We start from the raw sequence: 23,440 nt of genomic DNA, 5'->3' as shown, positions 1-23,440 counted from the left end.
CGTTTCTTTGGCTTTCTTGAACAACGACGCCGGTTCCTCACCTTTCTCTGGTGGGGGACCGGCGTCGTACTTCTTTAAGTGGGGTGGGGGAGCGGGGTTACTCCAGGCCGCGGCGTTTTAGGAGGGGCTCTAGTTTGGCTTCGCGGCCGCGGAGGGTCCGGAACGACTCCAGGGGATCCCTGCTGTTTCCGCGGGACAGGAGCTCCTGCCGGAAACGTTCTCCGTTGGCCCGGGTCATGCCGCCGTTCTCGGTGAACCAGTCCACCGTTTCGGCGTCCAGTACCTCGCTCCAGATGTAGGAGTAGTAGCCCGCCGCGTAGCCTGCCCCGGCGAAGATGTGCTGGAAGTATCCCGTACGGTAACGCGGCGGTATCAGGGCGTGGGCGATGCCGGCCGCGGCGAGGGCTTTGTCCTCGAAGGCCACGGCGTCCTCAGGTACCTCGCCGGCTCCCAGGACATGCCAGGCCAGGTCCAGCAGGGCCGCTCCCAGGTACTCGGTGGTGGCGAAGCCCTCACCCCACAGCCGCGATTCGCTGAGTTTGTTCACGATGTCCTGGGGGAGAGGCTGCCCGGTTTTGTGGTGCTTCGCGTAGTTGGCAAGCACCTCCGGCCACAGGATCCACATTTCGTTGACCTGGGACGGGTACTCCACGAAGTCGCGGGGAACAGCTGTGCCGGAGAACCTCGGATAGGTCACGCTGGAGAACAGCCCGTGCAGGGCATGGCCGAACTCGTGGAACGTGGTCCGCAGTTCGTCGAGGGTCAGCAGCGTGGGTTCGCCGGCCGGGGGCTTGGAGATGTTCAGGTTGTTGATGACCACGGGTGCGGTCCCCAGCAGTTCCGACTGTTCCATCAGCGAATTCATCCAGGCACCTCCGCGCTTGGACTCACGCGAGTAGTAGTCACCCAGGAACAGGCCAAGGGCACTGCCGTCCTCGTTCCGCACCTCCCAGACGCGGACATCCGGGTGGTAGCCGGCCAGGTCCGTCCGCTCGTGGAAGGTGATGCCGTAAAGGGATGTTGCGGCGAAGAAGACCCCATCAGTGAGGACCCGGTCCAGCTCGAAATACGGGCGGAGGGCCTGCTCGTCCACTTCGTATTTTTCCCGCCGTACCTTCGCGGAGTAATAGGCCCAGTCCCAGGCCTCCAGGGGGTGGCCGGCTGCCTCCGCAAGTGCTGCAGCCTCGCGGTCGGCGTTGCGTACGGCGGCCGGCGCCATGCGGTTCAGCATCGACTGGACCGACTCGAAATCGGGTGCGGTTTGGCGGTCAACCACCAGTTCGGCGTAGTTGGCGAAGCCCAGCAGGGCGGCCTTCTCCGCGCGCAGGCCCGCCATGGACCTGGCGGCCTCCAGGACGTCCAGGCTTCCGCCGCTGCTGCCGCGGGCCGCCGAGGCCTCAAAGACCCGACGGCGGATGTCCCGGTTCTCGAGGACGGCGAGGGCGGGCTGGTTGGTGGGCTGGATCAGCGTCAGGAGGAACTTCCCGTCGTGCCCCGCGGCCCGGGCAGCCTCCGCGGCCCGGTCCACGTCCTCCGCAGGCATACCTGTCAGGTCCTCGGCATCATCAAGCAGGAGGGCTGCCGACTTCATCCCTTCCTTGACCCGCTGGCCGAACTCGGTGCCCAACCGGGAGAGCTCCGCATTGAGTTCCCTGAGCCGCTCCTGCCCCGGCCCGTCCAGCTGGATACCGGACTGCCGGAACTCCTTCAGATACTCCTCCACCAGGCGTTCCGACTCGTCATCAAGGCCCGAGATGTCGATGGCTGCAAAGCGCTCGTAAAGCGCCCGGTTCAGGAAAACCTCGTCCTGGTGGGCCGAAAAGCGCGGGGACAGTTCCGTTTCAAGATCCCGGATTGCATCCGATGCGTCCGCGGACACGAGTGTGAAGAACGCCGCGGCGGTCCTCTGCAGCAACTGCCCGGAACGTTCCATGGCCACGGCCGTGTTCTCAAAGGTGGCGGGAACAGGGTTCTCCGCAATGGCCTGGATTTCGGCCAGGTGCTCCCCGAATCCAGCCTCCGCGGCCTCCGCGTAGTGGGAAGCCTGGATTTCCGGGAAGGGAGGCAGGCCGAACGGAAGCGGGCTGGGACGAAGGAGGGGGTTTGTCATGACGCAAATCTTCCACATGGGCCACGCCTTCTCAACGACCCGCAAATGCCCGTGGCGGCCGGCGACAGACCTAGAATGACCGCTATGGGGATTAGTTGGGGCGGTGCCGCCGCGCGCGCCGGCGCCACCGTCTGCGCATTGTTCGCGGTTGCTGCACTTGCCGGCTGCGGCCTGGTGGCTGAGCAGAACGGGCAGACCCCCCGGCCTGCTGTTTCCAGTTCCCAAGTCTCCGGTTCGCCAGCCCCGGGTGCAGACACGTCAGCTCCGGCTCCCAGCCCCACGCCGACGCCCACAGCCGGCAAGGGCCCGGGCTGCCCGGTGCTGCGGTGCACTTCGGTTCTGGTCACCGGTGACATGCTGGTCCACAACCAGCTCTGGCAGCAGGCGCAGCAGGATGCGGCCGCTGGGGGCAAGCCGGGCTACGATTTTGTGCCACTGCTCGAAGGACAGCGCCGGTACATCAACAACAGCGACCTTGCCGTCTGCCACCAGGAAACACCGGTGGCCGGCCCCGAGGGTCCGTTCTCAGGGTATCCGTCATTCAACGTTCCACCGCAGATCATCGCCGCCTCCAGGAATGTGGGCTACCAGGCATGCACCACCGGCAGCAACCACACCATCGACCGTGGCACGGATGGACTGTTGCGCACCCTTGATGCCCTGGATGCTGCCGGCCTGAAACACACAGGTTCCTACCGGACGGAAAGTGAGTCCCAGCGGATCCTCATCATGCAGACGCCCGCCGCGAAAGTAGCAATCATCGAGGCCGCTTACGGGCTCAACGGACTGGTCCCGGACTACCCGTGGCAGGTGGACATGCTGGACGCCCCGGCCATGATCGCCAAGGCCGTGAAGGCCCGGGAGCTCGGGGCGGACATCGTCCTGGGCGCGATGCATGCCGGAGAGGAGTACGCCAGCGAACCGAACACACAGCAGCAGGAGGTTGCGCACGCCTTGGTGGACAGCGGGCAGTTCAACCTTATCTATGGGCACCACACCCACTCAGTGCTGCCCATAGAAAACTACAAAGGAACCTGGATTGTGTACGGCCTCGGCAATGGCATCACCGAACTGTCACCCTGGTACGTGGTCAACAATGAGGGCCTCCTGGTCAGGGTGCAGTTTGGCCAGGACGCGGCCGGAAAATGGTCAGCCACCGACCTCGCCTGGGCACCATCGGTAATTGTTCGCGATCCCTACCGCTGGTGTTCGGTAGCTGCCGACGCGCCGCTTGGGCCGTGTGCCGGCGCGGAAGCGGATGCAGCAACGAGGCAGCGCACCAGTGCGGTGGTGGAATCCCGCGGAGCGGCAGCGGCCGGCGCCCATGAACTCCTGATCACCCGCGAACCGTAAGCCTTCTGCGGCAAGGCAAGTGCCGCCGTCGGACTCCGGCGGAGTCAGTGGTGTCAGCACACGCAGCGGCCTCAGCGCGGACGGCGTGCCGCATGCTCCCTGGCCAGCTCGGCGAAACGATCGTCCGGGTGGCCGGGCTCGAAGGTCCCGAACTTCCGCTCAGCAGCCTTGCTGATCAGGAAATCCGCAATTGCCGGGTTCTTCGGCAGCAGCGATCCGTGCAGGTAGCTCGCCACGATATTGCGGTAGCGGGCGCCTTCATGGCCGTCGCTGCTGTTGTTTCCGGTGCCCTTCGGGACGGTGCCAAGGGGCCGCACGCCGCTGCCGAGCGTGGTCTGGCCGCTGTGGTTCTCGTAGCCAAGGACTTCGCCGAACTCGGGCGTGGCCACCTTGACGTTGCCGATGAGGCGTTCGTCGGTTCCGTGGGTTTCCACGTCCAGGACGCCGATCCCGGGGATGACCGCTCCGGTGCGCGTCTTGAAGAAGTGTCCGAAAAGCTGGTAGAGCCCGCAGATCATCAGCATCGGGGCGCCGTCCTCGGCGAGGTCCTTCAGGGTTGCCGCGCGCGACTGCAAGTCGTCCTGGATGACCAGCTGTCCGCTGTCCTGGCCGCCGCCACCCACAATGATGTCCACATCAGCGGGGAACGGATCGCCCACGTTGTATTCGAGCAGTTCCGGGGTGTAGCCGTGCCAGTGGAGCCGCTGCTGCATGACCAGGGCGTTGCCCCAGTCGCCGTAAATATTCATGTCCCGCGGATACAGCTGCACCACCCGCAGGGTGCCTTTGCTTTCCTGCGGGGAATCCGCGCCTGCCTGGCTCAAGAGACGACCTCCACGGTGGTGATTTTGGACAGCTCGCGGCGGATCGCCAGCATGGCGGTGTAGGTGCAAAAAATGCGCTTGGGCTTGCCCTGGGCCTCCCTGATGAAGGCGGCAAGGGCCGGCGCAATCTCGGTCTCCACCCCGCCGATGCGGACGTCGTCGTACTGCAGGCGCAACGCCATGTCGTAGGCACGGGATCCAGTGAGCTGGTCCACTCCGCCCTCGCGCAGCGAGTCGAATTCCACGTCCCACAGCCAGGACATGTCGCGGCCGTCCGCGTAGTTGTCGTTGATGGCGATCATCGTGGCGTAGCCACCGGCGGGGAAGGACTTCAATCCCAGCCGGAAGCCGCTGGGGTTCTTCACCAGGACGAGGTCCAGCGGCTGCCCGTCCACGGTGAGGCTCTCGCCACGGCCAAACGCAGGTTGAACCAGGGAGAGTGCCTCCAGCAGGGTGGCGTGGTCCGCGGCGGCAGCACCCCCGCCGCAAATGCTGCGCGCAAGCGTCAGCGCCGCCGCCGCATTAAAGATGTTGTACACGCCGCGCAGCTTCATCCCGGTGGTGACCGTGCCGCCGTCGTACTCGAATACAGCGCTGTCCGCGCCCACCTTGCGGAGTACGACGTCGGCAGCGGGCTTCTCCGGAAGTCCCGCCGGGGCGGGGCTCCCGGGGGCGGCGCGCATGTCGTCGTCGTTGGGGAAAGTTCCCAGCAGCGAATCGTCCAGGCCGAAGTACTTGACCTCCTGCCCGGTCAGCGTTTCGGCGATCCGGGCAACGCGTGGATCCTCGCGGTTCAGTACCACTGTCCCCGTGGTTTTCGCTGCGATGTGCTGAAGCAGCTGGGCTGTTTTGTCGATCTCGCCGAACCGGTCCAGCTGGTCGCGGAGGACGTTCAGGAGGAGGCAGTAGCGCGGAGGCACGCTGTTGACGAAGTGAACGGCGTGGGCCTCGTCCAGTTCCAAAACCGCGACGTCAGCGTCGAGCCGGCCCCGCCAGTCCACCTCGCCGAGCAGGGCAGCGGCCACGCCGCGGGTGAAATTGCTGCCGGTGCGATTGGTGAAAACCTTCAGCCCCTGGCTCTCCAGCAGCTCCACCACCATTTTTGTGGTGGTTGTTTTGCCGTTGGTGCCGCTGACGACGGCCACGCCGTGGGGGAGGGTGGTGAGTGTCCGCCGCATGAAGCCGGGATCGATTTTTTCGACCACCAGCCCCGGGAAGGCAGACCCGCCGCCCCGCAGCCGGGAGGCGCGACGGACCAGCTTGCCGAGCGGAACGCTGAAGGAGAACATACTTCGAATATATCCCAGCAGCGGTATACAGCTGCCGCCAGGGACGGCCCTGCGGCCGGGCGGAAAGCGATCTCGCCGTATGCTGGATGGATGACAAATTCCCTTTCAGCTGCTTCGGCGCGCGTAGGTTCCGGACTCCGGATCGGCGTGCTGGCGCTCCAGGGTGACTTCCGCGAGCACCTCCGGGCGGTCGAAGAAACCGGCGCCGTGGGTCTGGGCATCCGCCGCCCGCAGGAACTGGACGGCCTGGACGGCCTTGTCATTCCCGGCGGCGAATCCACCGCCATCGATAAGCTCGCACGCGCCTTCGACCTGGCCGGGCCGCTCAAGGAGCGCATCGCCGGGGGGCTGCCGGTTTACGGTTCCTGCGCCGGAATGATCCTGTTGGCCTCTGACGTCGCTGATCCTGCCACCGACCTTTCCGGGGCTCCCCAGCAGACGTTCGGCGGACTGGACATCACCGTGCGCCGCAACGCCTTCGGCCGGCAGCGCGAGTCATTCGAGACGGACCTGGACTTCAAGGGCCTGGACTTCAGCGCCACGGAATCCGGCGTTCCCCCTGTTCACGCCGTCTTTATCCGCGGACCCTGGGTGGAGCGGGTGGGACCGGATGTTGAGATCCTGGCCCAGGTGGAACCGGCGGATCCGGAGCACGCGTCCCACGCGGTTCCGCTGCCGGGGGCAGCTAGAATTGTTGCAGTGCGTTCCGGCCACCTGCTGGCCACCTCCTTCCACCCGGAAGTGACTGGGGAGAAACGCGTACACGAACTTTTTATCCGCATGATCAGAGGAGAAGCGTAAAGCATGTCAGGCCACTCCAAATGGGCGACGACCAAGCACAAGAAGGCCATCCTCGATAGCCGCCGTGCAAAATCGTTCGCCAAACTGATCAAGAACATCGAAGTCGCTGCCCGCATGGGTGGCCCCGACCTCTCTGGCAACCCGGGCCTCGAGCTCGCTGTCACCAAGGCCAAGAAAACTTCCGTTCCGGCTGACAACATCGACCGTGCGATCAAGCGCGGCGCGGGCCTGACCGGTGAAGTGGTGGACTACACCGAGATCATGTATGAATGCCGCGGCCCGCAGGGTTCGGCGCTGCTCATCGAGTGCCTGACGGACAATAAGAACCGCGCAGCCTCGGAAGTCCGCCTGGCCATCTCCCGCAACGGCGGCACCATCGCCGATCCCGGTTCAGTCAGCTACCTTTTCAGCCGCAAGGGCGTAGTGTCCCTGCCGAAGAAGGATCTCACGGAGGACGACGTCCTGATGGCTGTCCTTGACGCCGGTGCCGAGGAAGTCAAGGACAACGGCGATTCGTTCGAGATCCACTCGGATCCGAAGGACCTCCAGGCTGTCCGCGATGCGCTCAAGGAAGCAGGGATCGAGTACGACACGGACGAGGCCGAATTCGTCCCGTCCATGGAAGTTCCCCTGGACCTCGAAGCAGCCAAGAAGTTCATGAAGCTCGTTGACGCGCTGGAAGACCTCGACGACGTCCAGAACGTCTACAGCAACGCCGACCTCAGCGACGAAGTCCAGGCTGCCCTGGAATCCGAGTGACGTCCGGCGGTGCCTGCTGAACCCTCGCCTCCCGCCGTTTTCGGCCAAGTTGCTGTTCCCTGCCTTGCTGCTGGAACCGGCCGGCCGTGACGCTGCGCGTACTCGGGGTTGATCCGGGACTGACCCGCTGCGGCATTGGCGTGGTGGACGTTGAGCGCAACAGGCGGGCCACTATGGTGGCTGTTGGTGTGGTGGGCACCTCGCCTGAGGAAACGCTGGACCAGCGACTCCTGGTGATCGCCCTCGCCATCGACGAATGGCTGGACCGCTACGAACCCCACGTCCTCGCCGTCGAACGCGTCTTTTCCCAGCTCAACGTCAGCACGGTCATGGGGGTTGCCCAGGCGTCCGGCGTGGTAATCGCCGCCGCAGCGCGCCGCGGAATCCCCGTGGCGCTCCACACGCCGTCGGAAGTCAAAGCGGCGGTCACCGGCAGCGGCACCTCCAACAAGGATGCGGTGACCAAGCTCGTCACCAAGATCCTCAGGCTGGAGGCGCCGCCGCGCCCGGCCGATGCAGCAGACGCCCTGGCCTTGGCGATCACCCACGCCTGGCGGGCAGGCAGCGGCGCTGCCGTTGCCACCACGGGGCCCGGCAGTTCTTCGCTGACGCCGGCCCAGAGAGCGTGGGCCGAAGCTGAGGCGAAGGTGCGGCGTGCCCGCTGATTGTCCTGGCTGCTTGCTAGGGTATTCGTAGATATGTTCGGATAGCCGGTCCTGCCCTTTTTCCAGGTAGCAGCCCGGCGGTACACCAGGAGCCCGGCCTTGATCAGTTTCCTCCGCGGAACCGTAGCGCACGTAGGCCTGTCCACGGCCGTGATCGACCTCAACGGTGCGGGGATGAGTGTTAACGCCACACCCCAGACCCTCAGCAGGCTCCGCACGGGGGAGGAGGGGCAGCTTTTCACCTCCCTGATTGTGCGGGAGGATTCCCTGACGCTCTTTGGCTTCGCGTCCGACGACGAGCGGGAAGTTTTCGACATCCTGCTCAGTGTCAGCGGAGTTGGCCCCCGGCTGGCCCTGGCGGTTCTTGCTGTGCACGATCCGGAGGCCATCCGGGTGGCGGCACACACCGGCGACAACAAAACCTTCACCAAAGTGCCCGGCATTGGACCCAAGGTGGCCGGCCGGATTGTCCTCGAGCTGGCCGGAAAACTCGTGCCGCATGGCACCGTCGGTTCAGCGAGTGCACCCACTGCCGCGGAGGCCGCCTGGAAGCCCCAGGTGGTGGCCGCCCTGACAAGCCTCGGCTGGTCCGAGAAAGACGCCTCCTCGAGCATCGACAAGGCCCTGGCCGACGATCCCGAGGTTTCCTTCCGCGGGAACGTGCCGGAGATCCTGCGGACCACGCTCCGCTGGCTGGGCCAGGACGGGGCACGCGCCGGCAACCGCGTAGGCAGCCGTGGCTGAACCATCCCTGGTGGCCGCGGGGGAGGAGCCGGAAGAGCGGGTCATTGAAGCCGCCCTCCGCCCCAAGAACCTCGACGACTTTGTTGGCCAGCACCGGGTGCGAAAGCAGCTCTCGCTGGTGCTGCAGGCGTCCCGGATGCGCGGCCGCAGCGCGGACCACGTACTGTTCTCGGGGCCTCCCGGGCTCGGCAAGACAACACTGGCCATGATTGTGGCATCCGAGATGAACGCGCCGCTGCGGATCAGCAGCGGCCCGGCCATCCAGCACGCCGGAGACCTTGCTGCCATCCTCTCCTCGCTGTCCGAGGGTGAGGTCCTGTTCCTGGACGAAATCCACCGCATGTCCCGGCCCGCCGAAGAAATGCTCTACATGGCCATGGAGGACTTCCGCGTGGACATCGTGGTGGGCAAGGGTGCCGGCGCCACGGCCATTCCGCTTGAGCTCCCGCCGTTCACGCTCGTCGGCGCAACCACCCGCGCGGGCCTGCTGCCGGGACCGCTGCGTGACCGGTTCGGCTTCACCGGGCATCTGGAGTTCTATTCTGTTGCCGAGCTTGAGCTTGTCCTGCGGCGCTCAGCCGGGCTGCTGGACCTGAAGGTCAACTCCGCCGGATTCAGCGAGATCGCCGGCCGCTCCCGCGGCACGCCCCGCATCGCCAACCGGTTGCTGCGGCGCGTTCGGGACTGGGCGTTGGTGCATGGCATTGAACAGATTGATGCGCGGGCGGCGTCCGCAGCACTGGACATGTACGAAGTGGACAAGAAGGGCCTGGACCGCTTGGACCGGTCAGTCCTCGAAGCACTGATCACCAAATTCGGCGGCGGCCCCGTAGGCCTGTCCACCCTGGCCATCGCCGTCGGTGAAGAAACGGAGACCGTGGAGACGGTAGCCGAACCCTTCCTGGTGCGCGAGGGGCTGCTGGGCCGCACCCCGCGGGGCAGGATCGCGATGGCGCCGGCCTGGAGCCACCTCGGCTACGCCGTACCGTCCGGCGTCTTCGGGCAGGAACCGCTGGATCTTTTCGACACCGCCGGAGACGACGTCGACGGCACCGAAGACTGGGCCCCGCAAAGCCAATAACAGGCTCCCTTCAGTTTTTCCCTTTAGACTGGTATGACGCTCGGCACGTTCGGGTCTTTGTTTCGCGGTGGCTCGGGCCACCAGCGTTGCTGGGGAAGGCACCCGCCAGGCTTCTGCCTGACTGACAGTTCGCCCTGGCCGGAGCAAAGCCGATGTTGCTGGAAAACCAGCTAGGCACATAAAAGGACGGAATTCCCCTTGGATCCAATGTCAATTCTCCTGTTCGTCATGCTCGGCGTGTTCATCTTTATGATGTTCCGCCGCAACAAGAAGACGCAGCAGCAGCAGGCGGAACTCCAGTCGAAGTTCGGCCCGGGCGTCGACGTGATGACCAGCTTCGGCCTCTTCGGGCGCATCGTGGACATCGATGAGGCCGAGAACAAGGTCACCCTTGAGCTTTCCCCCGGCAACCTCGCCACCGTGCACCGGCAGTCCGTCACCAAGGTCATCGAGCCGGCCGTGGCACCGGAAGTTGGTTCTCCCGCAGTGCCTGACGACGCTTCGTCCCTCACCGTGCAGGAACACACCGCACCGGAAACCGGAACTCCGGCCCAGCAGGCCGAGACACCGGACGAGACCCTCAAGCGCCTCAATGATGAGGGCAAGAAGGACAGCTAGTCCCCTTTAGCGCTTTTCAAGACCTCTACGGCTGCGGGACACCGCCCGTGCCGGTAAAACCGGGCATCGGCGGTTCCTCCGTGAATAAGAGAAAGATCAATAATGGCACGAACTGGCCTTAAGAAACCGGGCCTCAGGGTCCTGGTCTGGCTCGGCGTCCTCATCGTCGGGCTGACCGCTGTCCTGGCCGGCGGCACCATGGCCGGGAAGGCCAGCTGGGCGCCCAAGCTGGCCCTGGACCTCGAAGGCGGCACCCAGATGATTCTGGCCCCCAAGGTTGAGGGCGGTTCGGACATCAATGAAGACCAACTCAACCAGGCTGTGGCGATCATCCGCCAGCGCGTGGACGGTTCCGGCGTCGCCGAAGCCGAGATCAGCACCCAGTCCGGGCGCAATGTGGTGGTCAGCCTTCCCGGCACCCCCTCCAGCCAGACCCGCGACCTGATCCAGGCCTCCGCTGACATGAACTTCCGGCCCGTCCTGCTCAACGGAGCCGGCGCCCCCGTCCCGGAGGAAGCTCGGGCACCAGAAGACCAGCTTCCCAAGCCGACGGCAGAACCCGCCAACAGCAGCGACACCAACTGGATCACCCCGGAAATTTACCGCCAGTTCGAAGCCCTGGATTGCGACAACCCGTCCCAGGACAAGCAGGAACGCTCGGACCCCGCCAAGCCGCTGGTCACCTGTGAACCTGCTGCCGGAGCCAACCCCGCGATCAAATACATCCTGGGTCCCGTGGAGGTGAAGGGCAGCAACATCGTCACCTCCTCCTTCCAGCTCCAGCAGGGCGCACAGGGCGCCGTTACGAACGAGTGGGCAGTTAACATCCAGTTCGACGGCGAAGGCACAGCCAAATTCAAAGAGGTCACCGAACGCCTGAACCAGTTCTACGTGGCTGCCGGCGGACAATCGGGCAGCGACCCAAAGGCGCAGTTCGCCATCGTGCTGGATGACCAGGTCATCTCCGCTCCGCGTTCGCTGGCCGTTATCACTGATGGCCGCCCGCAGATCACCGGTGGCTTCACGGAACAGACCGCGAAGGCACTGTCTGACCAGCTCCGGTTCGGCGCACTGCCCATCAGCTTCGAAATCCAGAGTGAACAGCAGATTTCCGCCACCCTCGGTGGCGAGCAGTTGCGGATGGGCCTCCTCGCAGGCCTCATCGGCCTGCTGCTCGTGGTGGTCTACTCGCTGTTCCAGTACCGGGCCCTTGGTTTCGTGACCATCGCCTCGTTGGTGGTAGCCGGCATCCTGACGTATCTGGCTATCGCCATCCTGGGCTGGACGGAAAACTACCGACTGTCCCTGGCTGGCGTGGCGGGCATCATCGTGGCCATCGGCCAGACGGCAGACTCATTCATTGTCTACTTCGAGCGCATCCGTGATGAGCTCCGCGAGGGGCGCGGGCTGGTGTCCGCCGTCGAAAACGGCTGGAAACGTGCCAAGCGGACCGTCCTGGCCTCCAAGGCAGTCAACCTGCTGGCGGCTCTGGTCCTGTACTTCGTAGCCGTCGGCAACGTGCGTGGCTTCGCCTTCACCCTGGGCCTGACCGCCATCGCCGACCTCATGGTGGTGTTTATGTTCACCCACCCCACCCTGCAGCTGTTGGCCCGCACCCGCTTCTTCGGTGAAGGACACCGGTTCTCCGGCCTCGACCCCAAGCGGCTTGGAGCTGTTCCGCTGTACCGCGGCGCAGGCCGCCTCCGGACGCCTGAGGACAGGCCCGCTGTCGCCGTCCGCGCCAAGAATGCAGGCGCCGCAGCCGAGGCTGAACGCCGGATGACCATTGCCGAACGCCGGCTGGCGCAGAAGCAGGAGCAGCTCGCAGGTTCCTCGAAGTCTGCAGCGAAGGAGAACAAGTAATGCCAAGCTTCGCGACTTTCGGTAACGAGCTCTACACCGGCAAGCGTTCCTACAACTTTGTAGGGGCCAAGAAGATCTGGTTCATCATCGCAGCGGTGGCCGTTGCCCTGTCCATCCTCATCCCGGTGGCAAAGGGCGGCTTCAACCTCGGCATCGAATTCCGCGGCGGGTCCGAATTCACGGTCTCGAACGTCAAGACCACGGACGCCACTGTGGGCGAGAACGCCGTCACCGACGTGGTGGCCGGCAGCATCCCCCGCGTCGCCAACGTGGCCGGGACCACCATGCGGATCCAGACCGACAAACTCACCGACGATGAGACTCTCCGCATCAAGGAGGGCCTGACCACAGCCTACGGAGTCACAGGCAACGAAGTGACCTCGACGTTCGTGGGACCCACGTGGGGTGCTGACGTCACCAAGCAGGCACTAATCGGCCTGGTGATTTTTGTACTCCTCGCCGCCGTGCTGATGGCCCTGTACTTCCGCACATGGAAGATGTCGCTCTCGGCTCTCGCAGGCATGCTGGTCACCATGTTCGTGACAGCCGGGGTGTACGCCCTCAGCGACTTCGAAGTCACGCCGTCGGCCATCATCGGGTTCCTGACAGTCCTGAGCTACTCCCTCTATGACACAGTGGTGGTATTCGACAAGATCCGCGAGAACACGGCCGACCTCGACGCGTCCACACGGCGCACCTTTGCCGAGGAAGTCAACCTCGCCGTGAACCAGACCCTGGTGCGCTCGATCAACACCATGATGGTAGCCATCCTCCCCGTGGGCGCCATCCTGTTCATCGGGGCCGGCCTCCTTGGCGCAGGAACACTACGCGACCTCTCGCTCGCTCTGTTCGTTGGCATCCTCATCGGGACTGCAGCCACGATTTTCGTTGCCGCTCCGATGTATGCCTGGCTGCGCCAGAAGGAGCCGGACCTCGTCAGGCAAGCCAAGCGCGTGGAACAGCGGCGGGCCACTGCGGAGCGGTCCACTGCTTCGGCGGAGCCGGCACAGGCATAGGCCGTTTTGCAGGAGCCGGGCAGCGTCAGAACCCTGACACCGCCCGGCCCCTGCTGTTTTAAGGCCCGGTTATAAAAGTCACTGGGCTGAGGAATAGACTGGGGTAATTAAACGGTCATGAGGGGTGCTTCATTGGAAGAACGTTCTGCGTCGGTGCCGACGGCACAAGGAGATCAGAGTCCGGCCGGTGTGCAGACCGGTGCGGCCGCTTCCGCGCGCGCAGGTTCGTTGGTTCCCGTGGACAACTCCGGTTCCCGCCCCACTTTTCCCGGCCGACGGGAACGCACCAGGTCCCGGCTTGCCCGTCTGACAGGCCGGGGTACCGCAAATTACTCACCCATCCTTGAGCCTCTGCTGAGGACGGTCCGGGCCAACAATCCCAAAGAGGATTTCGACCTTATCCAGCGTGCGTTCGACGTGGCAGAGCAAAGCCACCGCGGCCAGAAGCGCAAGAGCGGTGACCCGTACATCACCCACCCGGTAGCGGTGGCCACCATCCTCGCCGAACTGGGACTCAGCGGCACCACCCTGGCGGCGGCCCTGCTGCACGACACGGTGGAGGACACCCCCTACACACTCGCCGACCTGAAGCGGGACTTCGGGCCCGAAGTGGCCATGCTAGTGGACGGGGTCACCAAGCTGGACAAGGTCAGCTTCGGTGAAGCGGCCCAGTCGGAGACAGTCCGCAAGATGGTCGTGGCCATGGCCAAGGACATCCGGGTGCTGATGATCAAACTCGCTGACCGGCTCCATAACGCCCGCACCTGGCGTTTCGTTTCCGCCGAGTCCTCTGCCCGCAAGGCGCGCGAAACCCTGGAAATCTTTGCCCCGCTGGCGCACCGGCTGGGCATGAACACCATCAAATGGGAACTGGAAGATCTGTCCTTCGCGGCACTGTACCCCAAGGTGTACGAAGAGATCGTCCGCATGGTGGGGGACCGGACCCCCGAGCGGGAGAAGAGCCTGAGCGTCATCCGCGACCAGATCACCGAAGATCTCCGCACGGCCAGGATCAAGGCAACCATCACTGGCCGCCCCAAGCACTACTACTCCATCTACCAGAAGATGGTTGTCCGCGACAAAGACTTCGACGACATCAACGACCTGATGGGTGTCCGTGTGCTGGTGGACTCCGTGCGGGACTGTTACGCCGCCCTCGGCACCATGCACTCGCGCTGGAATCCGCTGCCCGGCAGGTTCAAGGACTACATCGCGATGCCCAAGTTCAACATGTACCAGTCGCTGCACACCACCGTCATCGGTCCCGGCGGCAAGCCGGTGGAAATCCAGATCCGTACCCACGAAATGCACCGCCGCGCCGAGTACGGCGTGGCCGCGCACTGGAAGTACAAGGACCAGCCCAACCGCACCGCAGTGGGCCCCGGCAGCCCCCGCGACGGCGACATGGGCTGGTTGCGCTCCCTGGTGGACTGGCAGCAGGAAACGTCAGATCCGGGCGAGTTCCTCGATTCCCTGCGGTTCGAGATCAATGCCCGCGAAGTGTTTGTCTTCACCCCCAAGGGCGAGGTCATGGCCCTGCCGGCCGGGTCCACTCCGGTGGACTTCGCCTACGCCGTGCACACCGAAGTGGGACACCGGACCATCGGTGCCCGGGTTAACGGGAAGTTGGTTCCGCTCAACAGTGAGTTGAATCACGGCGACTGGGTGGAGATTTTCACCTCGAAGGCCGAGGGAGCAGGGCCCAGCCAGGACTGGCAGCATTTCGTCAAGAGCGCCCGGGCCCGCAACAAGATCCGCCAGTGGTTCAGCAAGGAACGCCGTGAAGAGGCGATCGACCGCGGCAAGGAACTCCTGACCCGTGCCATGCGGAAGCAGAACCTTCCCCTACAGCGACTGATGACGCATGAGGCGTTGGCCGCAGTGGCTGAGGAATTCAAGTACGTCGACATCTCTGGCCTTTACGCCGGGGTGGGGGATGGGCACACCTCCGCCCAGGCGGTCATGGAGAAGCTCGTCGAAAGCCTCGGCGGCAACGAGAGCGCTGACGACGACATCACCGAAGTCAGCATTCCCACCCAAGTCACGAAGGCGCGGTTCTCCGATTCCGGCGTTGTGGTCCGCGGCGTCGGCGACGTCTGGGTGAAGCTGGCCCGCTGCTGTACCCCTGTTCCGCCGGATCCCATTCTCGGGTTTGTGACCAGGGGTTCGGGAGTGTCCGTGCACCGGACGGACTGCACCAACATCTCGGACCTGAAGGACCAGCCGGACCGGATCGTGGATGTGGACTGGGCGCCGACGCAGTCCAGCGTGTTCCTCGTGGAAATCCAGGTTGAAGCGCTGGACCGGAAGTCACTGCTGTCTGACGTTACGCGTGTGCTGTCCGAGAACCACGTCAACATCCTGGCGGCCAGCGTCCATACGTCCAGTGACCGGGTTGCCATTTCAAAGTTCGCCTTCGAGATGGGTGACCCCAAGTACTTGCACCACGTCCTGAGTGCTGTCCGCCGGATCGACGGCGTTTTCGACGTTTACCGCACCACCGGGAACAAGCGCCGGAGCTAACTGCGCAAGCTTCTCCAGTGCCGCCCTCTTGTGCGGTACCCGCGGACTCGCTTCAATGGCCAGGACCAGCAACCGCAGGCGCACATCCTTCTGCGGGCGTGCCAGGAGGCTGGCCAGGGTTGGGATGGCCCGTTCTGCTTCTACATGCAGCGCGACGTCGAGCGCGGTGCGCAGGGGACTGGAGACCATCAGGCCGCCCAGGCTGACAACGTCGAAGGGCCCGAGCTTAACCTCGTGCAATGTGCAGCCCCTGGTGTTGCGGAGGCTGGAAACGCGGCGCTTGGCGTCCACCAGCAGCGCCAGACGGTCCGGCTCGCTGGCACAGCCATAGATCCACGCCGCCGTCATGCGCCCGGCCACTACCCTTTGACGGACCGCTGCAGGAACTGCCCCAGCTGCCGCCCGTGCCCGGAGTTGCGGAGTGGCATGGGTCCCGGGCAGCGCATAGCCGTGCTGATGGAACCGTGTCAGCAGGCCGTCAGCGGCCAACGACTGAAGTTCCGGGAAGGCAAAGGGCATGCCCGGGGCATAAAGCTCTGGGAAACGCAGCACTGGTTCTGCGCCGGAGGAGGAATCCGCGCCGTGGGTGGCGCCGGGAGGAGCCGTTGGTGTCGCCATCCACCCATCCTGCCGCGCCGCCGTTAACGGGCACAGGCCCGGTTCCGGTTATGTGGATAACCGGAACCGGGCCTGTGCCGCAACACCCTGGCGGTAAAAGGCCTAGGCCAGTTCGCTGGCCGACCGCTGGATCTGGTCCAACCAGGCCTGCCGTGCTTCGAGGGCTTCCTGGGCAGCCTTGATCTTGCGCTGGTCGCCGGTTTTCTCAGCCTTGGCAAGGTCTTCCTGCAGCCCGGCGATGGCGGACTCAAGCTGCGAAAGGGCGCTGTTGGTGCGGGCCTTCCGCTCAGGGTTGGACCGCTGCCACTGCTCTTCCTCGGCGTGGCGGACTGCATCTTCCACCTTCCGCAGTCCGGCCTCGACGCGTCCCATGTCCGCGCGCGGGACCTTGCCTGCCTCTTCCCAGCGGTCCCGGATGGACTGCAGCGCCTTCTTGGCAGCAGCGAGGTCCTTCACCGGGACAATCGCGTTGGCTTCGGTCAGGAGGGCTTCCTTGACCGTGAGGTTCTCGGCGTATTCGTGGTCAATCTCGTCATTTGCCGCCTGGCGTGCCGTAAAGAAGGCGTCCTGTGCAGCACGGAACCGGGCCCAGAGGGCGTCGTCGTCCTTGCGGCTTGCCCGTGGCGAGGCCTTCCACTGGTCCATCAGGCGCCGGTACTCTCCAGCTGCGAAGCCCCAGTCAGTGGAGGTGGACAGCGCTTCGGCGTCGGCGATCAGCTTCTCCTTGGCGGACTTGGCAGCAGAGTTGTTGCTGTCCAACTGGGAGAAGTAGGCCCGGCGGTGACGGTCGAATACGGTGCGGGCCGCGCGGAACCGCTTCCACAGGGCGTCCTCGTTGCTCCGGCCCAGGCGGACTCCGCTCTTCTGAGCCGCCTTCCAGCTCTCGAACAGTTCGTTCATCCGGGCGCTGGAAGTCTTCCACTGCGTCTGGGCGGGATCCTGGCCCGAGATCTGCTCGGCTTCGGCCACGATCGCCTCGCGGGCAGCCAGCTCGGAGGCGCGGACGGCGTCGTGCTCGGCCTTCTCCGCCTGTTCGAGTTCAGCGATCTGCGTGGACAACTTATCGAGGCGGGCCTCTGCAGACCGTAGGTCCCCTACCATGTTGCGCTCGGCGAGCTGCTCGCGCAGGTGGGTGACGGTCTTTTGCATATCAGTGCTGGGGGCCTTGGAGCTGACGCGCTGTTCGAGCAGCACAATCTGGGCCGCCACGTCGTCATATTTCCGCGCGAAGTAGGCCAGGGCCTCGTCGTTGCTGACTCCCGGGTACTGGCCCACGGGATGCTCAGCGCCGTCGATGTTCAAGAACACGTGTCCGTCGCCCTCAACGCGGCCCCATTTCGACGCTTCGGCCAGCGACGTTGCGGGCGCTGCGGGGACAGGTGCTGCGGCGGGTGCGGCGGCTGGTTTAGGGCGCGAAGCAAAGGCGGCCGGGGAGGGGGCCGGACGGGGTGCCGGGGCCTTGCTTTCCGGGGCAGTTTCCCCGGGGGCTTCCGCTGCCGGGGTGCTGGCTGTTTCGGGGGCTTCCGCTGCCGGGGTGCTGGCTGTTTCGGGGGCTTCCGCTGCCGGGGTGCTGGCTGTTTCGGGGGCTTCCGCTGCCGGAATGCTGGTCGCTTCAGATGCTTCCTCGGGGGCGGGCGCCGCCGTCTCGGTCAGGTCTGTTGCTGTTTCGTCGGATTTCTGACTGTCTGTCACCGCTAAAAGTCTTTCGCTTGGAGGAAAATACTCAGGTCCTGCACCGCAGCCTCCAGGGCCGGGCTTCCTACTTCAGAGAAAACGAGTCTATCGTGACTGGTTCCACGGGTGCGCCGTCTGTGTCGCTGCTGCCCGGGGTAATTCCGGCGGCAGCGATATTCGACACCACGTCAAGGCCGGAAGTCACCCTTCCCACCACGGTGTACCCGCCGGCGCTGTCGGGAGGAATGACCGTGTCCTTGTAGACGACGAAGAACTGCTTTCCGTTCCCAAAGGCGTTGTTGCCGGTACGGGCCACGGCGATGGTTCCGGCGGGATACGTATCGTCGGCAGGGGTGTTCTCCAGTGGTCCCCATGTGTAGCTCGGGTCGCCCTGACCGTCCGGACCGGAGGCGCCGCATTGGAGCAGCCCGAACGATTCACCTGTGGTGAGACGGTGGCAGGTCTTCGCGTTGAAATAGCCTTCGTCGCTGAGCGACTTAAAAACAGCGGCGGCCTGTGGCGCATTTGTGCCGTCCAGTTCCACGGCCAGGGGGCTGCCGTTCAGCACCAGTTCACCGCTGAAGGTCTTGCCGGCGGCCGTTTCCGCGGCAGGGATGTTGGGGCTGTTGGTCGCCTCCGCGGAGGGGCTTGCGGACGCGGAGGGACTGGACAAACCGGCCTCAAGGGCCGCGAACTCCTCCTCAGTGGGATTGCCCGCGAAGGCCGTTAACTGGAGAACGACGGCGAGCACCACGGCGGCCGTCCCGGCGCCGGCGGCGATCAGGTTGTCGCGCTTGCGCCGCTTCTCCTGGTCCCGGCGCAGCTCGCGCTTGGCTTCCATCTGCTGGATGCGCCGCTTTGCCTCGCGGGCGCTGCGTGAACTGGTCGCCAAGGGTCCTCCTCATTGTCGGGCTGCTGCAGTGCGTGGCGCGGGGCCCCGGGCGCAGGTGTCTGACGGCCGAGCCCGGGCGCTCCGCTGCATTAGAGATGCCGGCGGATGACGCATAAACTGACTGCCGCACATAGTTTATGCATGACTGGCTGGACTGCCGCGGTTTCAAGCCCGTTTCGGGGCCGCGGGCAAGTCTCAGGCACTCTTATCAAGAGGAGAAAATCCACCATGGCACGCACCGCCTCCCTGTCCGGATTCCCCGAGTGGCTTCCCGAGGAGCGGCTGGTGGAGCTGCATGTGTTGGATACGCTGCGCCGGGTATTCGAGCTGCACGGATTCGCTTCTATTGAGACGCGGGCGGTTGAAACGGTGGGGCAGCTGCTGCGCAAGGGTGAAATCGACAAGGAAGTGTACGGTCTCAGCCGGCTCCAGGAGGACGAGAGCGAGAATCCTGTCAAGGGCGGCAAAGCCGATCCGCACGCGCTTGCACTCCACTTTGACCTGACGGTTCCGTTCGCCCGTTACGTGGTGGAGAACGCCGGCTACCTCGCCTTCCCGTTCCGCCGCTACCAGATCCAGAAGGTCTGGCGCGGCGAGCGTCCGCAGGAGGGCCGCGCCCGCGAATTCACGCAGGCGGACATCGATGTGGTGGGGGACGGCGAACTGCCCTTCCGCTACGACGTCGAAATCGCGCTGGTCATTGCTGAGGCCCTAAGCGCCCTTCCCATCCCCGACTTCCGCCTCCGGGTCAACAACCGCAAACTCGCTGAGGGCTTCTACCGCGGTATCGGGCTTGAGGATACCGCTGGCGTGCTGCGCAGCATCGACAAACTCGAAAAAATCGGTCCCGTGAAGGTCGCCGAGTTGCTGAAGGCTGAACTGGGTGCAACGGACCAGCAGGCACAGAAGGCCCTGGAGCTGGCCGCAATCCGAACCGAGGACACCTCCTTCGTGGAACAGGTGCGCGCCTTGGGAGTCAGCAATGAGCTGCTCGAGGAAGGCCTGAGCGAGTTGGAACAGGTCATCGAGGCCGCTGTCCAGCGTGCCCCCGGCAAGGTACTGGCTGACCTCAGCATCGCCCGCGGCCTGGACTACTACACCGGTACTGTGGTGGAGACAGTCCTGGTGGGTCACGAGCAGCTCGGCTCCATCTGCTCCGGCGGGCGCTATGACGCGCTGGCCTCGAAGGGCAACCGGAAGTTCCCGGGTGTGGGCCTTTCGATCGGCGTCACCCGGCTCGTATCCCGCATCCTCAGTCAGGATCTGGCCAAGGCTTCGCGTTCGGTTCCCACCGCCGTGCTTGTTGCCCTGACCCACGACGAGAGTTGGAGCGCTGCCCAGGACCTGGCCGCCCAGCTTCGCAACCGCGGAATCCCCACGGAAGTGGCAGCCAAGGCGGAGAAGTTCGGCAAGCAAATCAAATTCGCCGACCGCCGGGGCATCCCCTTCGTCTGGTTCACGGACGACGACGGCACCCATCAGGTCAAGGACCTCCGCACCGGCGACCAGGTGGTGGCCTTCCCGGAGACTTGGACGCCGCCGGCAGAAGATCTGACCGCGCAGGTGTCTGCGACAGCTCCGGTGCCATCCGCGGTTTAATGCGGTTCGGAGTGGCATCAGTGGTGTCCGCCTTTAGCAACGGCGAAGCAGCTACCGTGATGATCCAGCTTCCGCGATGCTAGTTATGCCAGCTCCGACGGCTCGAAGCGTGCGCGCTTGAGCTCCCTGGCGCGTTGCCCGTGCTCACGGCGACGGCGGTGGGGCCGAGCCTCTGGAGGTGCTGGCAGGCTGGCCACCGGCGTTTGGACTGGAGGACTTGAGGTCACTGATGTCCCCGGCAAAGGCGGCGCGGTGGAGCGATAGGTGTGGCCGGTGGGCGTTCGTGTTTCGACGGCATGCCGTTGCCCTGGCCTGGAAACAGTTGTGGCGCCCCAGCCTGGTGTTTCTTTGGTGTGGTTGCAGGCTTCGCAGAGGCCTTGGCCGTTGGTGCTGGTGGTTGGGCCGTTGTTGTGCCAGGGGATGACGTGGTCCAGGTGGCGGATCGGCGCGTCGCAGTACGGGGTGCGGCAGGTGTCATCCCGTACCTGAATAAACCGCCGGAGCCCAGGCGGGAAGAGCCGGGCCTTGGAGTCCATCGCGACGAGTTCACCGCCGGTTGGTGCTGTGTAGAGCCGGCGAAGCCAGACGTTGAACCCGGCACTGTCCGCATCGTCTGCAGATCCAGACCCTGACGCTGGGTTCATGATGGCCTTCCTGGCCCATTCACCTGGAACGATGCCGTAGCCGGCGAGGCGGGCGGGTTCGCTGTCGCTTTGGAAGAGGGTCCGGTCGGTCATCACGAGCTGGAGGTCGATGCCGGTGTAGCCGCCCGGGGTGCCGGTGATGCGTTCGATCAGTTCGTCGGCCATGATGGCGCCCTTGGACCGCTCATCACCGGAAGATTTGAGGGCGTCTGCCTGGCGGGTCAGGGCAGCGTAGGCGGCGACGCCCTGCGCGACCGGGACCAGCGCGGTCAGGTAGGCCATGGTTTCCGGTGCCGGGCGCAGGCTGACGGTCCGTTCCGCCACGGCATGGGAAGCCCGTTTCGCGAAGGATTGGGGGTCGCGCCGGTAGGCGGCGGTGCGGACGGCGGCGGTGATGGCCCGGTCCCCGCAGCCGGTCAGGGTGCCGGTGTCCGCGGCGATTTCTTCGTCCACCGCGGCCCGGTCTTCGGCGGACAGGCAGGCGGTTTCCTTCACGATCAGGATGGCCCGCCACTCGCTCAGCTGCCCGCTCTGAAGTGCCGCGAACGCGTGGGGCATCTCGGTGACCAGGGCTTTCCCCAGTCCCAGCAGCCTGCCGCCGCGTGCCGGGGACTCTCGCCGGGCCAGGGCGATTTGCGCGCCTACCCCGGCACCAAGCTCATCGGCGGGCACACCCGCGGCGGCCTGTTCCCGCCGCACCTCAAGGTCATAGGCAACGGCAATCCGGGCCTGTTTCGCGGCGACCGCGGACTTCACGTCCTCGAATTCCCGCATCTGGTCAATCTTTCCGGCGCCGTCCTCAGCGACAGGAACAGCAGCCAGCAGTGCAAGGACATCAGCAACAGAAGGCACAGCACGCATCACCACCGGGACCGCCCCTGCCGATAACTGATCCGCTTCCATAAACAAAGTCTTCCAGCAGGCCCAGCCATAGGCACGAACCCTCACACCCTATGTGGATAACCCGAAGATAACCGCCCCAACCCTGACGAAAGGCGCGCTCCCGCGACATCCGGCAAGGCCGCCGTCGTACGCACAGAGCCCGTCGGCGCTAGTTCCTGAAGCGCAGCACCAGCCAGCGCCCCGCCACGCCGGCCGCAAGGACCGCCGTCATGGCCAGTACAGAAGCAGCCGGAAGTGTGAAGGCCAGCAAAAGGCACCCCAGGAAGCCCACGGCGTTCAGCCACTTGGGCGCGTACCCTGGATGCGCCTTCAAGGTGTAGGCGGAGGCGTTCGCCACGGCGTAGTACAGCAGCACGCCGAAGCTGGAAAAGCCCACCACCGTCATGACGTCGGTGGTCAGGAGAAGCAGGATGACGACGGCGGCCACTGTCACTTCTGCAACCCAGGGCACCGTGTGCTTGCCGCCGATCCTGGCAAGCGGGCGGGGAAGGTCGCGCTCCCGTGCCATCGCCAGGGTGGTGCGGCCCACGCCGGTGATGAGGGCGAGGAGTGCGCCCAGGCACGCCGCCGCGGCGCCCGCCTGCACCGCTGGCGCACCCGCCGCAAACTGCGACTGCAGCACGGCCTCCAGCAGCGGAGTTGGCGTTGCCGCAAGCCGGCCACCAGGAAGGTGGTTAAGCAGCAGCAGCGCCAGCGCCAGGTATATGGCGAACGCCGAAGCCAGCGCGCCCAGGATGGCCCGCGGGATGGAGCGGGAAGGGTCTTTGACTTCCTCACCCAGGGTGGCGATCCGCGCGTACCCGGCGAAGGCGAAAAACAGCAGGCCAGCGGCAGGAAGAATGCCCCCCAGCCCGCCCGGGGCGCCGTTGCCCGCCGCGGAAGGATGAGGCCCAACGAGCGCGGCCACCCCAACGAACACCAGCGTGGCCAGCACCACGCACAGCAGGATCCGCGTCAACAGGGCAGTACGGGTGATTCCCAGCAGGTTCACCACGGTCAAAGCCACGACGGCCGCCACGCCCACCGGTACCGCGTAACTCCCGGCCACATAGCTCCCGAACGTCAGCGCCATCGCGGCGCAGGAGGCGGTCTTTCCGGTAACAAAGCCCCACCCCGCCAGGAAGCCCGGCCACTCGCCAAGCTGCTTGCGGCCGTAAACGTAAGTCCCTCCGCTGGTGGGATACTTTGCGGCGAGTGCGGCGGACGCCACCGCGTTGCAGTACGCCACCGCCCCCGCGAGGACCACTGACACCACCAGCAGGTTTCCAGCCAGCGCGGCGGCCGGCGCGAACACCACGAAGACCCCTGCGCCCAGCATGGACCCGAGGCCGATGGTGGTGGCGTCGAAGGCGCCAAGCCTGCGTTGCAGCTGCTGGTGTTCGCTCATGCGGTGACAGTCCCTGGGTAGCGGGTAAACTCGAACGGGATCGTTCCCGGATCGATCCTATTTAACTTCCTGTATAT

General features: G+C 65.2%; 19 protein-coding genes. 11 read left to right on the top strand and 8 right to left on the bottom strand.

The genetic code is table 11. From position 1 onward, the window contains the following. Positions 1-97 precede the first annotated feature (97 nt). A complete protein-coding gene (locus QFZ36_RS03060) occupies positions 98-2,110 on the bottom strand; it encodes a M3 family metallopeptidase (protein WP_306633832.1) in 2,013 nt (670 codons plus the stop codon). Positions 2,111-2,194: 84 nt separating this feature from the next. On the opposite strand from QFZ36_RS03060, the gene QFZ36_RS03055 reads away from it, so the two are divergent. Continuing rightward, on the top strand, positions 2,195-3,463 hold the full coding sequence (locus QFZ36_RS03055) for a CapA family protein (RefSeq protein ID WP_306633830.1): 1,269 nt from the start codon (positions 2,195-2,197) through the stop codon (positions 3,461-3,463). A gap of 71 nt (positions 3,464-3,534) precedes the next feature. Here QFZ36_RS03055 and QFZ36_RS03050 read toward each other — a convergent pair whose 3' ends face one another. Together QFZ36_RS03050 and QFZ36_RS03045 are read right to left on the bottom strand one after the other, a co-directional pair. Next, positions 3,535-4,287, bottom strand: coding sequence for a type 1 glutamine amidotransferase (locus QFZ36_RS03050; protein ID WP_306633828.1), 753 nt, complete (start codon positions 4,285-4,287; stop codon positions 3,535-3,537). Then, the gene (locus QFZ36_RS03045; protein WP_306633826.1) at positions 4,284-5,576 is read right to left on the bottom strand and encodes a Mur ligase family protein; all 1,293 of its coding nucleotides are present in this window, start codon (positions 5,574-5,576) and stop codon (positions 4,284-4,286) included. The genes QFZ36_RS03050 and QFZ36_RS03045 overlap by 4 nt, the downstream gene beginning before the upstream one ends. Positions 5,577-5,666: 90 nt before the next feature. On the opposite strand from QFZ36_RS03045, the gene pdxT reads away from it, so the two are divergent. The 9 genes from pdxT to QFZ36_RS03000 all read left to right on the top strand — a co-directional run bounded on the left by pdxT (position 5,667) and on the right by QFZ36_RS03000 (position 15,646). Beyond that, on the top strand, positions 5,667-6,377 hold the full coding sequence (gene pdxT, locus QFZ36_RS03040) for a pyridoxal 5'-phosphate synthase glutaminase subunit PdxT (protein WP_306633824.1): 711 nt from the start codon (positions 5,667-5,669) through the stop codon (positions 6,375-6,377). 3 nt (positions 6,378-6,380) lie between these two features. Beyond that, entirely contained in the window at positions 6,381-7,136 is a 756-nt protein-coding gene (locus QFZ36_RS03035) for a YebC/PmpR family DNA-binding transcriptional regulator (RefSeq protein ID WP_306633822.1), read from the top strand. 86 nt (positions 7,137-7,222) lie between these two features. After that, on the top strand, positions 7,223-7,801 hold the full coding sequence (gene ruvC / locus QFZ36_RS03030; RefSeq protein ID WP_306633821.1) for a crossover junction endodeoxyribonuclease RuvC: 579 nt from the start codon (positions 7,223-7,225) through the stop codon (positions 7,799-7,801). A 99-nt stretch (positions 7,802-7,900) separates the two neighbouring features. Then, positions 7,901-8,545: a Holliday junction branch migration protein RuvA gene (gene ruvA / locus QFZ36_RS03025; RefSeq protein WP_306633820.1), complete on the top strand. Its 645-nt coding sequence runs from the start codon at positions 7,901-7,903 to the stop codon at positions 8,543-8,545. Then, positions 8,538-9,626 carry a Holliday junction branch migration DNA helicase RuvB gene (gene ruvB, locus QFZ36_RS03020; protein WP_306633818.1) on the top strand — a complete coding sequence of 363 codons (1,089 nt, stop codon included), beginning with the start codon at positions 8,538-8,540 and terminating at the stop codon, positions 9,624-9,626. Before ruvA ends, ruvB begins: the two co-directional genes overlap by 8 nt. A gap of 207 nt (positions 9,627-9,833) precedes the next feature. Then, on the top strand, positions 9,834-10,244 hold the full coding sequence (gene yajC / locus QFZ36_RS03015; protein WP_306633816.1) for a preprotein translocase subunit YajC: 411 nt from the start codon (positions 9,834-9,836) through the stop codon (positions 10,242-10,244). 102 nt (positions 10,245-10,346) lie between these two features. Further along, positions 10,347-12,107: a protein translocase subunit SecD gene (gene secD / locus QFZ36_RS03010; RefSeq protein ID WP_306633815.1), complete on the top strand. Its 1,761-nt coding sequence runs from the start codon at positions 10,347-10,349 to the stop codon at positions 12,105-12,107. After that, complete coding sequence (gene secF / locus QFZ36_RS03005; protein WP_306633813.1) at positions 12,107-13,123, top strand: protein translocase subunit SecF; 1,017 nt, start codon at positions 12,107-12,109, stop codon at positions 13,121-13,123. The genes secD and secF overlap by 1 nt, the downstream gene beginning before the upstream one ends. Positions 13,124-13,255: 132 nt before the next feature. Then, a complete protein-coding gene (locus tag QFZ36_RS03000) occupies positions 13,256-15,646 on the top strand; it encodes a RelA/SpoT family protein (RefSeq protein ID WP_306633808.1) in 2,391 nt (796 codons plus the stop codon). Here QFZ36_RS03000 and QFZ36_RS02995 read toward each other — a convergent pair. The 3 genes from QFZ36_RS02995 to QFZ36_RS02985 form a co-directional block, all read right to left on the bottom strand. Beyond that, complete coding sequence (locus QFZ36_RS02995) at positions 15,527-16,264, bottom strand: type IV toxin-antitoxin system AbiEi family antitoxin (protein WP_306633806.1); 738 nt, start codon at positions 16,262-16,264, stop codon at positions 15,527-15,529. The genes QFZ36_RS03000 and QFZ36_RS02995 overlap by 120 nt on opposite strands. 102 nt (positions 16,265-16,366) lie before the next feature. Then, positions 16,367-17,956 (bottom strand): DUF349 domain-containing protein, encoded by a 1,590-nt coding sequence (locus tag QFZ36_RS02990; protein WP_306633805.1) that lies wholly within the window; start codon positions 17,954-17,956, stop codon positions 16,367-16,369. Between the two features lie 67 nt (positions 17,957-18,023). Then, the gene (locus QFZ36_RS02985; RefSeq protein ID WP_306633804.1) at positions 18,024-18,830 is read right to left on the bottom strand and encodes a peptidylprolyl isomerase; all 807 of its coding nucleotides are present in this window, start codon (positions 18,828-18,830) and stop codon (positions 18,024-18,026) included. A 228-nt stretch (positions 18,831-19,058) separates the two neighbouring features. Here QFZ36_RS02985 and hisS point away from each other — a divergent pair, with 228 nt between their 5' ends. Further along, on the top strand, positions 19,059-20,429 hold the full coding sequence (hisS, locus tag QFZ36_RS02980) for a histidine--tRNA ligase (RefSeq protein ID WP_306633802.1): 1,371 nt from the start codon (positions 19,059-19,061) through the stop codon (positions 20,427-20,429). A gap of 83 nt (positions 20,430-20,512) precedes the next feature. On the opposite strand, the gene QFZ36_RS02975 is transcribed toward hisS, so the two are convergent. Beyond that, entirely contained in the window at positions 20,513-21,976 is a 1,464-nt protein-coding gene (locus QFZ36_RS02975; RefSeq protein WP_306633801.1) for an HNH endonuclease, read from the bottom strand. 148 nt (positions 21,977-22,124) lie between these two features. Beyond that, the gene (locus QFZ36_RS02970; protein ID WP_306633800.1) at positions 22,125-23,363 is read right to left on the bottom strand and encodes an APC family permease; all 1,239 of its coding nucleotides are present in this window, start codon (positions 23,361-23,363) and stop codon (positions 22,125-22,127) included. Positions 23,364-23,440 lie beyond the last annotated feature (77 nt).

This window comes from Pseudarthrobacter siccitolerans, assembly GCF_030823375.1.
GTDB lineage: Bacteria > Actinomycetota > Actinomycetes > Actinomycetales > Micrococcaceae > Arthrobacter > Arthrobacter siccitolerans_A.
The sequence above is the reverse complement of the archived record's forward strand: the minus strand, read 5'-3'. Positions and strand labels throughout refer to the sequence as shown.